The following is a 13,998-nucleotide window of genomic DNA, read 5'->3' on the forward strand; positions in this document are numbered from 1 at the left end:
TCCCATCGAGTTCGAGGCACAATGCGGCTAACCATCCGGTGTCCACTTTTGCGTAGGAACTCTCCGCGCGTACCGCGCGCCGCTTAACTCAGCAACTGTCTTGAACGCGAACCAGTGATCAGGTGGTTGGGGTCGCCAGCTCCACGCCTCGCAGCTCATCGCGTCGCCGTGCATTGACGATCGTCAGCAGCTTGCGCATGCATGCCACCAAGGCAACCTTCGCAACCTTTCCTCGTGCTCGCAACTGCTGATAATGCGCCTTCATCACGGGTTCCCAGCGCACCGCCGACAAGGTCGCCATGTACAACGCTACGCGCACCTCAGCACGTCCACCGTAGATTCGTCGTTTGCCCTCGCTCTGGCCACTGTCGCGATTGAGCGGCGCCACACCGACCAGTTTGGCGATCTGTTGACGGCGCAGTTGGCCCAGCTCTGGCAGCAACGCCAGGACACTGGCCTGGAACATCGGGCCCAGTCCTTTGGACGAACGCATGGCAGGAGTCGCATGAACCTGCAGCAACTGCTTCATGGCTGTATCGACCAGCGTCTGCTCACGTTGCAACGCCGCCAAGGTTTTCTTCATCAGCGGTCGGATCGCTGGCAGCGTCATGGCCAGTTGCTGGCGGGTGCGCTGGATCGCCTCGGTGATCTGGTGGCGTCGACGCAACCAGCCGCGAAGCTCGGCCTGCCAAGGCTCCAAAGGCACATGAGTGCGCAACCGTGCATGGAACGCCTGCACCATCTCCGCCAGCATCCGTGCGTCGAGGTTGTCGGTTTTGGCCAGCTGTCCGATCGCCCGGGCGAAGTGGCGGGCTTGTCGTGGATTGACCCGGGCAATCCATAGCCCTGACTCGGCACACGCCGCCAGCACCGCCTCTTCATAGCCGCCGGTAGCTTCCACCACGACCCGTACATTCTCACGATCGTGCAGCAACCGAATCAGTCGGCGGATGCCCGCCGCCGTGTTCGCAAACCGATGCACCTTCGGCTCGCCGAAGATCGCCACGTCCAACGCTGCCTTGCCCACATCAATGCCGACTGCTGTCATGACCAAACTCCGTTAGAGTAGGAAATGCCGAGAGCCACTCACGGCCTGCCCACGCTTATCGGTGCGAGTTTTCCTCGCGCAACTGTTCGGGCGAAGGACGTGAGGCCGGTGCGCGACCCAGGCTGAGTTACGGTGCTGCTACACCGAAGCGTTATCGGGTGCGCTCACCGGGCTCTCGGCACTTAGACTACGAAATGTTCAAGACATAAGCGTTAGGCCTCAACCATGACAATTTCGCAACTTGATCCGCTATTGGCTCTTGCTGCGAGCATTGAGCGTCTTCCCGAGGCGTCTGATGTGGCATCCGAAATCAAGCGCATTGTTGGTCGGGCTGCAAGTCCCAGCATGGCTCAGAACGCCTGCGAGCACATCATCAGCATGTGCAATCCAAAAGCTTGGGGAGATCGCTACGTTTCCGGTATGGTCAACAATGAGTGGCATCAATTTCTTAGCAAGTTGTCAGATACGGCCGCTCAGTGTGGGCAGGCAGTTTTTGACGCCGCGCAACGCAATTGAGGCCTAACCAGTCATCCAAGCGGACGGCTAGGCCGCCGCTTAATTCCAGCGTTAAATCTCACGGCAATGGCTGCTTTTTGCCACGCATTTGTAGCATGCGACCGGCCGTTATTGGCCGGTCACTGACCGTTGGCCGTCGTTCGATGATTCGTCGGCCTGTGAATGATGCCCGACGGTCGCTGTTCGACCCGAAGCAGACATTGCAGGTAGAAAGATTTTGGTCACAAAACACGTTGAGGTAAGCTGTTGTTTACGATGAGGAGCGTCTGTTTATGGGGGTTGCGACAAAGCACAAGAAGGCGTTCCTCTTGAAGCATCCGTACTGCGCTTTCTGCGGTGGAGCCGCTCTAGCCACGACAGTTGAACACTGTCCGCCACGTTCGCTTTTTCAGGATAGACAGTGGCCCGAGGGTTTTGAATTTCCTTGCTGTGAGGCTTGCAATCATGGAACAAGCAACGAGGACCTTCTCATTGCCATGCTTGGTCGATTGGATCCCTTCACGGAGCTGGGCGACCGGGACGGAAGGCAGAATGGCCTCATGCATGCCGTCAGCAAGCAGTTTCCAGACCTTTTCCCCAAGCTAATACCCTCAAGCGCACGTGAGGCCCGGAGCCGCAATCGCAAGCTAGGCATAAAACCCGCGCCAGGGCGAACACACCTTGAAACTCCTGTTCTTTCCGTTCCTGCAGAGTTTCATGTTGCGATTTGCACGTTCGGAAGGAAGCTCGCGAAGGCAATTTTCTATCGTGACTCGTCAACCATCTTTCCCAGTGATGGCTGCCTATTCCTCAACTGGTTTTCAAACGAACAACTAATGCTTACCGGCAAATACCAGATGCTTGAACTCATGAGGGAAGTTAACGGTGTGGCACCACAGCTGGCTCGCTCTGGTCGCCTGTTGAACGATCAGTTTTCCTTCAAGCTGAGCATGTCGCCTCAGAAGGACACGCTGGCGCTGCAAGTAGTACTTGGGAAGTCACTAGGATTCGTGGTTTTCGGCTCAACGCGTCCCGGAGCGCTTGAATCCAGCTACGAGCGTCTTCACCATGAGCACGGCAAGGGCCCTTTTGCGGTAATCGCGTCGTCTGTGTTGCAGGTTCAACCGGATTTTGGCTTCTCCGAGCATCAGATCAAGCCGGCTTAGACATTGAACGACCGCTCTTGGCGAATGCTGTTCATTGCGGGCTTGGCGAAGCCCGGGCACGATGCGGCGGGCGGAGACCGACCCGAAGGGGCCGTTGGCGTCTAAACCCGGCCGTCTGCGAGACCGGCCGCTGCCCAGCTCGGTGTTGTTAACCTTCGATACAAGGTGTAGACAGCTAAGGATTGACCAGCGCTAACGGGAATACAAATGGCAAACAAACCGAGAGTTCCGTCCCCTGCCAATCTTTCGCGCGCCGGCAAAGGCATGCATTCTAAAAACAAAGGGGAGCGCAAGGAGTCTGCCGAAGTGTTGGCAGTGGCTCCGCGAACGGAACACAAAAAAAAGTCCAAAAAAATGACGACAAAGCGTAGTTAGCTGCTTATGTTCCTTTCGCCCCCCGAACTTATTCTCCAGCTTCGTTAGACTGCATAGCCATGACTTGGACACTCGGACCAATACCAGACTACCTAAAGCCAGGCATGCGGCGGCGCTTCCTTGCTGGCTTGAAGAACAGTTATTCGTTGGACACGTATGAGCTGGATCTCTTTCGATGGTTCAAGAGAGAGACTGAAAACACTTGGGCGCAGATGGATGCTGAGGAGCAGCGCTACATCCACGAGCAAGTTGAAACTGAGTCAGAAGAAATCAATGACTCTGGCTTTCTGGCAGTTGGATACTACCGAAAAAGAATGCGTTCTTCTCACGTGATCTTTCTCGCATCTCTTCTCGAGAGCGCAATGAAGCGTGAGTGCGATAGAGTTGTTCACGCGATGGGAGAGCAAGCTCTGTTTAAGCCTGCAGATCTAAAAGGCGACACTTGGAGTACCCGTAGAGTCTTCCTAGAAAAGTATGGCTCCTTCGAGCTACCAACTAACTTGTGGGATCCGATAAAAGACCTATTGGCTGTACGAAACGCTCTCATACATCACGGCGGCGATATGTTCTTGCTCACTGAAGAGCAAATTTCAAGGCTCAACAAAATTTCTGGAATAAGTGTTGATCCTTGCGAAGTAGAAATTGACGAGAATTACGTTGATCACGCAATCGATTCAGTACGAGACGTAATGGAATACTTACATGAGAAAACAAATGCCTTAATTGAGCGTGCTATCAGCCCAAAGGCAATCTCGTAGTGAAGTCTAACAATTCCGTGCGTGACTTCCGGTCAATATCTCGCTTGATGCCTCGCCCCCTGAGCTTTCGAGCCGATGCTGGTCATCGTGCCGTCTTCTATGTTGCGCTGCTTCAGGCGGCTAAGCGCCAACAAAATGCGACCGATCACATCCGTCAGTTTCGCTCAGCGACTGCCCGGTAAGGAGACCTAGCAATACGATGCACCCGCCCGCAAGCGGGCACGCCTGATTGTGCACGTTAGATTCGCCGGGATACATATTCTATGTGCCCGGACGTGAACATCACTGCATACCGATGGCTTGTTCAAAGTCGATTGCGCGCAGAAGGCGCAGAAGGAGCAGGTCCTTTGCCTGTAAAGCTGCGCGTCTATGAATCTCACCGATTCGAGAAGCATGGAACTCGATTGCCTTTTCATAAATATTGCGAACGTAGCGGCCGTTAGAAAAGTGCTTAGGGCGATCTGTGGAAATTTCCTCGAACAAACTGCGAAGATACGTACAGCCATCCACATCGATGGCGTAGTCATCTTTTTCCGCCATACCCACGATGATCTGAAACAACTCATCGGCGTCGTAGTCTTCAAAATGAAGAGTCGTTCGGAAGCGTGACCGCAGCCCAGGATTGCTCTCAAGAAACCCTTCCATCTTGTTCGCATAACCAGCAACGATCACAACCAAGCGATGGCGTTGATCCTCCATAAGTTTGAGAAGAATATCGATCGCTTCCCCGCCAAAGTCTTCCTCCCCTTTGCCTGCTAACGCATACGCCTCATCGATGAACAAGACTCCATCGAGTGCCTGTTCAACAATCTCAGCCGTTTTGATCGCCGTATGGCCAATGTATCCGCCAACCAAGCCCGCTCGATCCGTTTCAACCACTTTGTCCGTCTTCAAAAGACCCATGGCGTGATAAATCTTCGCAATCACCCGCGCAACGGTTGTCTTGCCAGTACCCGGGTTGCCAAGAAAGACAAGATGGCGACTCAAGCCAGCAGGTGCCTTTAGACCTTGTTCAACCCGCATTTGCTGAACTTGAACGAAACTCACAAGCTTCTGTACCTCTCGCTTGACTGCTTGCAAGCCGATCATTTGATCGAGTAGAGATAGCTGCAAGTTGATCGGCGAAAGCGGCAGCGCCGCCTCTGTTGGTGCATCTGACTTTGGTTGCTGAAAGTGCTCGAAAGACGTTGCAAGTGCTTCTTTGGCGTGCGCCTCAGCGGGCATTACTAAACCGTTGATGGGATCGAAAGTAGATGCGGCCATCGGGTCCCGTTGTTCTATTAAAGTTTGGATATACGTCATTGTTTGCTCGATACTTCTGTTCGGCGTGACAAACTGGCACTCCGATACGAGCAACCTCCCGTCTGATTCACGTTGCAAAGCCTCTTCCTCAGACTCATCGAGAAACTTGCAGCCATGCAGCATCGCCATGGCAGCCTCTCTCGAGACAACTGAAGCAGGTGTGTTTTCGCGGAATGTGCAGTCGATGAGTGTTGCCACCGAGCCCACATGGCACACGGTCACGCCGTAATCGCCACACCCCTCTAGACCTGACGATTCGACTTCAACTTTCGATTGGCCCTCCACAGCCAACCCGGTTTGGCCGATGTCGCGGATGGTCACCTTGCGCAATTTGCCGGTCGAATTGCTTGAAAATAGCATCGCGAGACAATCCTCGCTAACACCTCGAAATTCGCAATCCTCGATGAGGACATCGGCGCCGTTGCTCGCCGAAAGACAACCTTCAGTATCGTGGATCAATGTGCTCTTCAAGGCGATCCTGCTGGCGGGCTCATCGACAGAAACTGCTTCTCTCCCGCATGCCCAAAGCTCGCAACCATCGACGACAGCTTGTGCAGCTTCTTTGACAGTGATACCAGTTCCCGGCGTATCGTGGATTTTGCAATTCAGCAGTTCGCCTCGCGCCTCTGAATCTAAATTCACTGCGGCAAATTCAGCGCCGCAACCACGCAGGCTACTGGTTTCGATCAAGCCACGAGCACCGTTGGAAAGCGACACCGCGTTCATTCCTGTATCGTGCACACGACTGTTGTGCATCTGAAGGCGAACGTCCTTTCCACAACCCGCTACGGCCGGCCCGGCACAATTCCAGAATTCGCAATTTTCGACTTGCGCTCTCCCGCTTCGAATGTCGATGCCACTGCCGGATAGGTTAAAAACCTGACATCGCACCATCGACAATGAGCCGTTGCTGATCACACCGGACCCGTTCCCGCTGATTTCGCAGTCGGATAAAGCAACATCGCCGCCTGCTTCTACGCGGAGTGCTGCGGTGTTTCCGGTGCCATCCTTGATAGTTAAATCAAGATTCTTGAGGGTGACCTTTGCTGCAACAACAAGCTGCCCGATGACACGTACAGTGTTTGGCTTGCCGGCTCTGATTTGCACCGCCTTGTTAACCCTCACAGCCGGATACATGCCCGGTGCGAGCACGACGTCGTCACCCGCTCGCGCCCGCTTAAGGGCATCGGCAAGCGTAACTTCGCCAAACGGACCTTTTTTTACCTCAATTGTTGCCATGTGGATTGCTGCCTGTTCCCAAGCCACCATGCTACTTGTATACGGGGCCAAGCTGGAGCGAGTGGCTTTAACCGAAGTCAATCCGTCCTGCAGCTCAAGCCGTAGCCGCGCCAAGGGTCGGCGGCAATGGCAGCTTTCTTCCTGTGAAAGTTGCTCAGCGACTGTCCGAAAGTGGCCGAACTGAGACATTCCTGGCATGCCAAACGAGATGGCGGCACCACCGGAATGGACATCCGCATCAGGCGCGACGCGAAAGAGGGCGTCGGCCACCCGGACATAGCCGACGCCACTCAGGGCTCGTCTCGCGCCAGAATTCGACCGAGTCCTGCAAGTACCACTTCGTCTACCTTCTCCCGTGTGAAGTACTCGCAGCGCTCGCGCCGGGAGTTTTCGTCCCACTCACAAGACGCGACACGATCGTCATACAACGCCTCGAACTCTGCCGCCCAATTCTTCGCGAGGTTGTGGAACTCGTAACTGTCGTTGGGCCGGAAGCGGGCGAGCGCCATGCTACATGCGATCTCCACGACCGTCTCGATGAGCTTGCCGTGCATGTGGAGCGTGGCCGTGTTCTCGGCCAGCCGTTCGCTGTAGTTCTTCATGTGCGCGCCTCCCGTGTGCGCAGGTAGTCGTGAACGCGATAGAGCCGCTCGACCCCGGGCGTGTTGTCCTCAATCCACTCCTCAGGCCTTCCGTTTCCTCGTGCGCTCTCCATCAGGCCGGTCTCATCCAGTTCACCATGGGTGTCGAGCACATACGCTTCAATCAAGGTTTGAAGTTGGTTGTGATCCCAGCACGTCACGTCACCCCACGTTCTCCAGTCGGGCGAGTAGAAGGAGATGAAGCCGCTGCGTGACGTGTGGCGCTCACCGGCCACCTGGGCGAGCGAGGCAGTCGAAGTCTCGCGCATCATCCTCTGTACCTCTTTCAGGGGCAGTTTGATGAACATGCGATCGGTCTCAAAGTTGTAGAACTTTGGGGAATCCATCGACTCGAAACGCGCGTGGTGGATCCCAGCTTCCTCGCAAAAGCATTCCGAAAACTCCTTGGCGTACGCGCGGTGGACTGCCGACCAACAGCAGGCGCTGCTTAAGCGATCGGTCAAACCCTGATTCGGATCACCCTGGTCGTTTGAGAACATCGCCGTCATGGCGTAGTCCAGCTCAGCATCGTGCTGGGAACCGTAGAAACCGGCAAAGGGCAGGGCTGCAGTTAGCATATGCATCACATCAGCCCTCTACCGGCCATGCTGACGCACTCAGCACCCACCACGATGTGGTCCAGAATGCGCACTCCGACCAGCCTCAATGCGTCGCGGAGTTCGTGGGTAATTGCACGGTCTGCGGCACTAGGTTCCGCAACGCCGCTGGGGTGGTTGTGCGCGAGAATGGCGGCGCTGGCATTGATGCTCAACGCGGCCCGCACGACTTCCCGGGGATAGATGTTGGCGCCATCGACGGTGCCGGTAAAGAGCTTTTGACAGTCGATGATCCGGTGCCGGTTATCAAGCCACAGGACGTGAAATTCTTCGTGCAACAGCGCACCAAGCCGTATGCGCAGAAAGCTGCTCGCATCGGTCGGGTTGCCGATGCTTCCCCGCCGCACGAGCCTTTCTTTCAGGATGCCTTCGGCTGCGGCGAGCACGTCTTGCTCCGTCGTCTCGGTGCCGAGCTTGTAGCGGGTGTATGCCATGGATCGAACAACTTTCATAAGGTGCTCCTTGTAAGCGGAACAAACGCATAGAGCCCGGCCTCACGGCCGGGCTCTATGCGCAGTCGCGAGGAAAGATGAGAAGAACGAAGAGATTCGAGCCGAAACGGTTCGCTCCAGTGGACGCGGGCCGTGCTACGTCAACGCTGGATCCATACGATCGCCGTCGAAGGCATAGCCGCAGGCCTGACACAGAAAGTTATCGGGCAGGGCATGATCAATCGGTGCGCCGATAGCGGCCCCAGCGGCACAACCGGCTGCGCCGCCAAGCAAGCCACCCAAGATCGTACCAGCGATGACGCCCATGGGGTCGCTTTTACCCTTGGTCTCAGTGATCGCACTGGAGGCACCCTGGATAGCGCCAGCGACACCAGCGATAGCGATAGCTGCGGTTTGCGCGCGACGTCGACGTACGACGAACGGGGTATGGCAGCGTGGGCAAGATAGGGTCATGTGCGTGCGACCTCGTTGCCCGGTGCGACTGGACCCTTCCTGCCGTTACAGTCGGCGACCACATAACCAATCAAGAATAAGATGGCGAACGCAACAAGACACTCGAGTACTGGGTAGTTGAACATCACGATTGCTCCTATAGAGTCTGTAGCGAGACTGACGGCGTCAGCTCTTTCAAGAGCGCAGACCACCGCTCTCTACAGTCGTGATATATGTCTCAGATTATTTCCGATCGGCCGCACTAGTGGCCCCCGTCGGGGCTGATGACGACCATTCCGCACAATGGTTCGATCTCCGCGCCGCTGCCCGGGAAATTGGGTCCCGATATCCAGCTGTACCACCTCTACCAAGCTGCGAATGAGCCACTGTCGGCAGCAAGACATGGTTCGCTGTGGCACCTTACTGTCCTATCGGGTCAGTTTTGTGCGCGGATGCATGCCCATCGCTGCCATGGAAGAGGATCACCCACCGCACATTCTTCCCCTGGATGAAATCGGGCCGCTGCCGATGAAGTTGGTTTCTGGTTACCGCAAGGTCTTCGAAAGGAGCCACGCATGAGCGCTCAACTAGTCGCCGACTTCGCTATTCAATTCGAAGCGATGACGGTCGCCAAGCCGATCGAGATGGCTGTGAGCGCCGCTCACGAAGTTCTCCGGCTCGCGCTCGCCTTTACGCCAGGAATCAGAAGGAACGCGCAAACGCCGGAGACCGCGGAGGCCAACTACCCGACAATCACCGCTCCGTGAAGCCTGCTGATCAAGGCCGCGCCGCGGCCTACCAGTACCGCGCCGAGTAGGGCGGTGGCGATCAGCCCGCTGACCCTGGCCAAGGCGCTATTGAGTCCAGAGGCAAGTCCGGTATGGTGTGTGTTGACCGAGGTCAGCACGGCCGTGGTGAGTGGGCGACAGCGCAGGCCATGCCGAGCGATATCACCAGCATGGCGGGTACTCGCCGTACCTTGACCAGCTCGACGCGCAACGCGGTCTGTTGACCGCTCAGCTGGCCCTAGTACGCGCCCGTGTCGATCGCCTGAACGCTCTGGTGACCCTCTATCGGAGTTTGGGCGGCGGTTGGCGGTCAGGCTGACAGGTGTGCAGAAAGATTATGGAAACGGGAGTTCAAACCACGGTCTCACACACCTATCGCCGCTTGGTAGCACTTGCTTGCACCTTCTTGCTCAGTAGCCACGCATTGGCCATGGAAGCTGACCCGTCTCCCGTCCATATCGAGGCTCAGCTTGGTCGCAGCTACATGGACAGCTTCGGCACCAACGCTGGCTTTCTTGAGGCCACCTTTCGTGAGTATTCCATGGGCCAAACACCCTTCACATGGTCACCCGATATTTCGACGGGATGGATCAACGGCCGCAACCTTGCGTGGTACACACGCTACGCACTCGGCACTGAGGACAAGATCTGGATCGTTGCTGCTGGCATAAGGTTGCGATATGGGGGAGATGCCAGCTACATGCATCACTTCTTCTTCAATTTCCAACCTTCCCTACATACTGGCCGCACCCAGGCGCTCAGTAGCCCTTACGAGTTCGTAAGCACGCTGGGTTGGCAAGGGTCTCGCGTCAGCCTGCAGATTCGACACATCTCAAATGGAAGTCTGCATGCGCCAAATCGCGGTGAGACGATGATTTTAATTGGCTTCGGATTGAATAAGTGAGGTTGTTAAATTTCACTGCATCAACATTGGCATATTTTCGCCGTGAGTAGGTCCGGTGATTTTGCCGCCGTCTGCGCGTGCCAAAAGAGCAGCGGCGTTCACCGGACAGGACGCCCTGTCCGTGATCTGCTGACTAATCGCGCTGGCGTTTTGGCTCCATAAATATCGACGAAGCGAGCAGCCATCATGCTCGAAATCGGGAACGGCAATGCTTAAAATCAGGCCCAAAGAAACACTCGAGACCGGCGATCACGGATGGCTCAATGCACGCCACCACTTTGTAGTTGCAGCAAACGGTAACCCTGCCAATAGTCCGCTTGGCGCTCTGGTGGTCTGGAATGATGACCAGATCGCTCCGGGTACGGGTTTCGGCCGTCACTCACACGCCGACTTGGAAATCATCACGTATGTTCGGCAGGGCGTTGTCACGCACGAGGACAGCACCGGCAACGTTGGTCATACCGTCGCAGGCGACGTTCAGGTCATGAGCGCAGGGACGGGGATCAGTCACTCCGAACGCAACCATGGAGAGCTCCCGCTCAAGTTGTTTCAGATTTGGCTTCTCCCGCGCCGGCGCGGTGGGACGCCAAGCTGGGAGAGTCGCCGTTTCCCGAAGGCTGATCGCGCCGGACGGCTGGTTACGCTCGCGAGCGGGGATCCACAAGACACAGAGGCGCTGCCGATCCGCGCCGACGCCCGGGTTTTGGGCGCCACTCTTCTCGCAGGGACCACAGTTACGCACGCGCTCGGCCGGTTTCGGCATGCCTATCTCGCCCCTAGCCAAGGCGCGGTCTTCGTCAACGGGCAACGGGTTGCGGTCGGTGATGGTATCGCCGCCATCGATGAGCTCAGCCTCATCATCACGGCCGATGAGGATGCGGAATTCATCCTCGTCGATGCCGCCTGATTTCACCCTCACACGGGAGAAGCTGCCGTGAGTATCCACAGCCGAGCGGTCTTCCCTTACCTTAGCCTCCTTGCCCTGGTCAATTTTCAACGAGCCCCTCTGGAGTGCTTTCAACGAGCACCAACAGCCAAGTCCTGACTGCGCAGGTTCGCAACCAGTTCGATGTTCTGGAACAAGTCGGGCTGGACCTTGAGGTGCCTACGTCGCCGCCGATGTCGAGCGCCGCCGAAGCGGTGCGGAGCCTCGCCCAGCGATCACCGCCACTTGCGCGACTCCTTCGCGCGGATGGTTCCTCCCGTACGCCAGTATGCGTAACGCACTAACAATTGGCGGCCTCCGCATCACTCGATAAACGCACTGCTGTGTCGATCGACAAAGGCCGATATCAAACTTGCGATCTCATCCGGCACTTGCAGCGTCGCGAAATGTCCGGCGTCGAGTATGTGGATTTCCGCGTGGGGAGACTCGCGTAAGTAGGCTTTGGCTCCCGGTGTCGTAAAGAACTTGTCCTGATTTCCCCAAAGCACCAGCACGGGTATATCCATCTTTCGCAACGTTGCTTGCCAGGATGGATACCGCGCGAGATTGCTGCCGTAGTCGAACCAAAGATCATTGCGTGCCTCGGCAACACCGGGGCGCTGCAGGGATTCGCTCATCAACAGCGATGCATCGGCACCGATGTTGTCGTTGTCTGTCCAGGTGGCATTCGGCTCGGTCAGTTTCTTGGTGGCATCGATTTGTGCCGCATCCACTGCGAGATCGCGGTGATACCAATAGCGCCGTATCGCACTATGCGGGTCTTGCGCCATCGGAAAGCCATCAATATGAATTACGCCGTTTTGCACAATGATCGCCGTGACCGCCGATGGCTCATCCGCAATGAGCCGAAAACCCACCGGGGCGCCGTAATCCTGCATATACAGGCTATAGCGGCGAATACCGCGCAGACGTAACAAGTCCCTGACCGTCGCCGCAATATGATCGAACGTGTACGGCCACGATCGATGATCGGGCGCCTCCGAATAGCCAAAGCCAGGGTAATCGATCGCGATCACATGCACGTGACCATGTTGCATGCGAAGTAGATCTTCCATGACTTTCACATACATGAAGGACGAAAGCGGTGTGCCATGCAGGAAAACGATGGCTGGGGCAGAGGGATCGCCGCCTTCGCGATAAAACACATGAATGCCCTCGACATTCTGCCAACCTTCGGTGAGCGGCGCCGCGTTCGCCGTTCCCACGTTGATCCATACGCCCGCGATCAGCGCCAAGAGCCAGCCGAAAAAATGTCTCATGATGGGATTCCGTCGGTTTGAATGCGTTTCACCGTGCTTGTGGCAAATCAACGTGCCCTATAGCGCTTAAGTTTTTGTCAGAAATACATGCATGGTGTGAGGGTATTCACATGCTGTGTGCAACGAAAGCCAGCCGTGGTCAAATTAATATCTGGCAGGAACGCTTCGCCACTGCCTAATAGCACAGGCCTCGTAAAAACCTACCGCTGGAGTTAAGCGGCGGCGAAGCCGTCCGCCTTGAACGAATTGTTAGACCGCATGCTACTCACGACGGCCCACCAAGACCACGAATTGCTGGAGAAAGGGCTGCCAATGTACATGGCGCGCCGAGAACAAGAGCCTTGATGAGCAGCTCGACCCATGGCAAAGGGAGTGAGCCATCGGGATTGCTCCACCCACCGGAGCATCGTCGTCGGCCGTGACCACGTGATCGCTCTGCGATTGAGGCAGTCTATGGCCACTTAGATACGCGGTTTTTTCTCAACAGTCTGTTAGAGCGTTGGAAACGGTGCGGCATTGAGTAGCATGATGCGGCGGTCGGTTGCGTTCACTATCTGGCCATTTTTTCCGTGTAGCACATCATTGCGCGTCACCAAGAGTTCATCGCTGAAAACTATGCCTTTGACAAAAGTGGTATAGCCCTTCCAATGGGAGGTGCCCGGAACAATGTCAAACGCTTCGGTCTGGCCGCCGTGATTTAGCTGTGTCGTGGCGGCATCACCTTCCGAGAAAAATCCCTCTGCGGTTCCTTCGCGCATCAAAGTCACGGTTTCCGTCAGTGGGTCGAGGTGGATCACGGTAACTGTTTCAGTACCGTTCTTGCCACCCAGTTCCCATGCCCTTGTCAGGTCGACCTTCCAGCTCATGCCTTGGACCAATTGTTTCGGCGGGACACCCCATAGGGCTGGGTTGTAAGTCAAACCGCTAGCTTCCAGATAGGGCTGGCACTTGTCCTTGGCGTCGCCATTCAAGGAACAGTATGTGCGGCCACCATCTCTTAGCTCCCTTTGATCATGGCCCCCGGCTTGTCCGTCGTAGCGCCAAGTCGAAGTAAAGCGCCAAGCGCTAGCACTATTAGAAAGTACAGTGGCATCGGCCGAACCGCCATTGCGTCCCGCATGTTCGTCATAACCGTCTGCTTTCATCGAGCGCAAAATGGAGAAGACGGTACTGAAGGTCTGGCCCGCTTGGAATCTTGGAACCAGATAGTCGTCACCCGTTGGCGCTTTTGCATTAAGCAGACCCGCATACAGAATTGCAGTGATCAGCAGATAAGACTTCATGATGGCAAACTCCATAGAAGGTGTGTATTGGTCAAATGCGAGCCCTGTCGATCAGGGCCGAACATATGTCGATCGTAACGTTAAGGGGTTAAAGGTCATTCCCACGCGTAGTCACTGGCTTTCCTCTATACGAAAGCGCCGGCCATGACGCTTCGCTTCCGGCCCTGCGATGCTGCTGCGTATTTCGGTATCAGATGTAGAGCGTCGGCAGACAGCGCTACTTCGCTGCGAGAACACTTTGGAAAAAGGGAAGCGCCAACTCTTCGGTCTGCTCATGCACCCGCGCCCGATTG

Annotated in this window: 13 protein-coding genes; 6 read left to right on the top strand and 7 right to left on the bottom strand. The window is 56.1% G+C overall.

What is annotated here, in order from left to right; translation table 11 throughout:
- Positions 1-118 precede the first annotated feature (118 nt).
- Positions 119-1,048: an IS110 family transposase gene (locus tag GSQ75_RS17555; RefSeq protein WP_158756186.1), complete on the bottom strand. Its 930-nt coding sequence runs from the start codon at positions 1,046-1,048 to the stop codon at positions 119-121.
- A gap of 225 nt (positions 1,049-1,273) precedes the next feature.
- On the opposite strand from GSQ75_RS17555, the gene GSQ75_RS17560 reads away from it, so the two are divergent.
- The 3 genes from GSQ75_RS17560 to GSQ75_RS17570 all read left to right on the top strand — a co-directional run bounded on the left by GSQ75_RS17560 (position 1,274) and on the right by GSQ75_RS17570 (position 3,842).
- Positions 1,274-1,564, top strand: a complete 291-nt coding sequence (locus GSQ75_RS17560) for a hypothetical protein (RefSeq protein ID WP_158756187.1) — start codon at positions 1,274-1,276, stop codon at positions 1,562-1,564.
- A gap of 539 nt (positions 1,565-2,103) precedes the next feature.
- Positions 2,104-2,709, top strand: coding sequence for a hypothetical protein (locus GSQ75_RS17565; protein WP_158756188.1), 606 nt, complete (start codon positions 2,104-2,106; stop codon positions 2,707-2,709).
- Between the two features lie 434 nt (positions 2,710-3,143).
- Positions 3,144-3,842, top strand: a complete 699-nt coding sequence (locus GSQ75_RS17570; RefSeq protein WP_158756189.1) for a hypothetical protein — start codon at positions 3,144-3,146, stop codon at positions 3,840-3,842.
- Positions 3,843-4,124: 282 nt separating this feature from the next.
- On the opposite strand, the gene GSQ75_RS17575 is transcribed toward GSQ75_RS17570, so the two are convergent.
- Genes GSQ75_RS17575 through GSQ75_RS17590 form a run of 4 tightly spaced genes read right to left on the bottom strand, consistent with a single transcriptional unit; the run spans position 4,125 to position 8,093 of the window.
- Entirely contained in the window at positions 4,125-6,653 is a 2,529-nt protein-coding gene (locus GSQ75_RS17575; RefSeq protein WP_158756190.1) for a right-handed parallel beta-helix repeat-containing protein, read from the bottom strand.
- 20 nt (positions 6,654-6,673) lie between these two features.
- Entirely contained in the window at positions 6,674-6,985 is a 312-nt protein-coding gene (locus tag GSQ75_RS17580) for a hypothetical protein (RefSeq protein ID WP_158756191.1), read from the bottom strand.
- On the bottom strand, positions 6,982-7,608 hold the full coding sequence (locus tag GSQ75_RS17585; RefSeq protein ID WP_158756192.1) for a hypothetical protein: 627 nt from the start codon (positions 7,606-7,608) through the stop codon (positions 6,982-6,984). The genes GSQ75_RS17580 and GSQ75_RS17585 overlap by 4 nt, the downstream gene beginning before the upstream one ends.
- Complete coding sequence (locus tag GSQ75_RS17590; RefSeq protein WP_174236752.1) at positions 7,608-8,093, bottom strand: JAB domain-containing protein; 486 nt, start codon at positions 8,091-8,093, stop codon at positions 7,608-7,610. Before GSQ75_RS17590 ends, GSQ75_RS17585 begins: the two co-directional genes overlap by 1 nt.
- A 1,007-nt stretch (positions 8,094-9,100) precedes the next feature.
- Between GSQ75_RS17590 and GSQ75_RS17595 the strand changes: the two genes are divergently transcribed.
- The 3 genes from GSQ75_RS17595 (at position 9,101) to GSQ75_RS17605 (ending at position 11,124) form a co-directional block, all read left to right on the top strand.
- Complete coding sequence (locus tag GSQ75_RS17595) at positions 9,101-9,292, top strand: hypothetical protein (protein ID WP_158756193.1); 192 nt, start codon at positions 9,101-9,103, stop codon at positions 9,290-9,292.
- Between the two features lie 451 nt (positions 9,293-9,743).
- Complete coding sequence (locus GSQ75_RS17600; RefSeq protein ID WP_254058641.1) at positions 9,744-10,217, top strand: acyloxyacyl hydrolase; 474 nt, start codon at positions 9,744-9,746, stop codon at positions 10,215-10,217.
- 208 nt (positions 10,218-10,425) lie between these two features.
- Positions 10,426-11,124: a pirin-like bicupin family protein gene (locus tag GSQ75_RS17605; RefSeq protein WP_158756194.1), complete on the top strand. Its 699-nt coding sequence runs from the start codon at positions 10,426-10,428 to the stop codon at positions 11,122-11,124.
- 341 nt (positions 11,125-11,465) lie between these two features.
- On the opposite strand, the gene GSQ75_RS17610 is transcribed toward GSQ75_RS17605, so the two are convergent.
- Together GSQ75_RS17610 and GSQ75_RS17615 are read right to left on the bottom strand one after the other, a co-directional pair.
- On the bottom strand, positions 11,466-12,422 hold the full coding sequence (locus GSQ75_RS17610; protein WP_158756195.1) for an alpha/beta hydrolase: 957 nt from the start codon (positions 12,420-12,422) through the stop codon (positions 11,466-11,468).
- A gap of 491 nt (positions 12,423-12,913) precedes the next feature.
- Entirely contained in the window at positions 12,914-13,705 is a 792-nt protein-coding gene (locus tag GSQ75_RS17615; protein WP_158756196.1) for a hypothetical protein, read from the bottom strand.
- Positions 13,706-13,998 lie beyond the last annotated feature (293 nt).

Origin of the sequence: Dyella sp. S184 (assembly GCF_009766065.1) — a bacterium.
Lineage (GTDB): Bacteria > Pseudomonadota > Gammaproteobacteria > Xanthomonadales > Rhodanobacteraceae > Rhodanobacter.

Coding starts and splice junctions, on each gene's coding strand:
- GSQ75_RS17580 (WP_158756191.1), bottom strand. CDS start 6,985: ATGAAGAACTACAGCGAACGGCTGGCCGAGAACACGGCCACGCTCCAC.
- GSQ75_RS17565 (WP_158756188.1), top strand. CDS start 2,104: ATGCATGCCGTCAGCAAGCAGTTTCCAGACCTTTTCCCCAAGCTAATA.
- GSQ75_RS17600 (WP_254058641.1), top strand. CDS start 9,744: ATGGAAGCTGACCCGTCTCCCGTCCATATCGAGGCTCAGCTTGGTCGC.
- GSQ75_RS17555 (WP_158756186.1), bottom strand. CDS start 1,048: ATGACAGCAGTCGGCATTGATGTGGGCAAGGCAGCGTTGGACGTGGCG.
- GSQ75_RS17615 (WP_158756196.1), bottom strand. CDS start 13,705: ATGAAGTCTTATCTGCTGATCACTGCAATTCTGTATGCGGGTCTGCTT.
- GSQ75_RS17570 (WP_158756189.1), top strand. CDS start 3,144: ATGACTTGGACACTCGGACCAATACCAGACTACCTAAAGCCAGGCATG.
- GSQ75_RS17585 (WP_158756192.1), bottom strand. CDS start 7,608: ATGCATATGCTAACTGCAGCCCTGCCCTTTGCCGGTTTCTACGGTTCC.
- GSQ75_RS17605 (WP_158756194.1), top strand. CDS start 10,426: ATGCTTAAAATCAGGCCCAAAGAAACACTCGAGACCGGCGATCACGGA.
- GSQ75_RS17610 (WP_158756195.1), bottom strand. CDS start 12,422: ATGAGACATTTTTTCGGCTGGCTCTTGGCGCTGATCGCGGGCGTATGG.
- GSQ75_RS17590 (WP_174236752.1), bottom strand. CDS start 8,093: ATGAAAGTTGTTCGATCCATGGCATACACCCGCTACAAGCTCGGCACC.
- GSQ75_RS17560 (WP_158756187.1), top strand. CDS start 1,274: ATGACAATTTCGCAACTTGATCCGCTATTGGCTCTTGCTGCGAGCATT.
- GSQ75_RS17595 (WP_158756193.1), top strand. CDS start 9,101: ATGAGCGCTCAACTAGTCGCCGACTTCGCTATTCAATTCGAAGCGATG.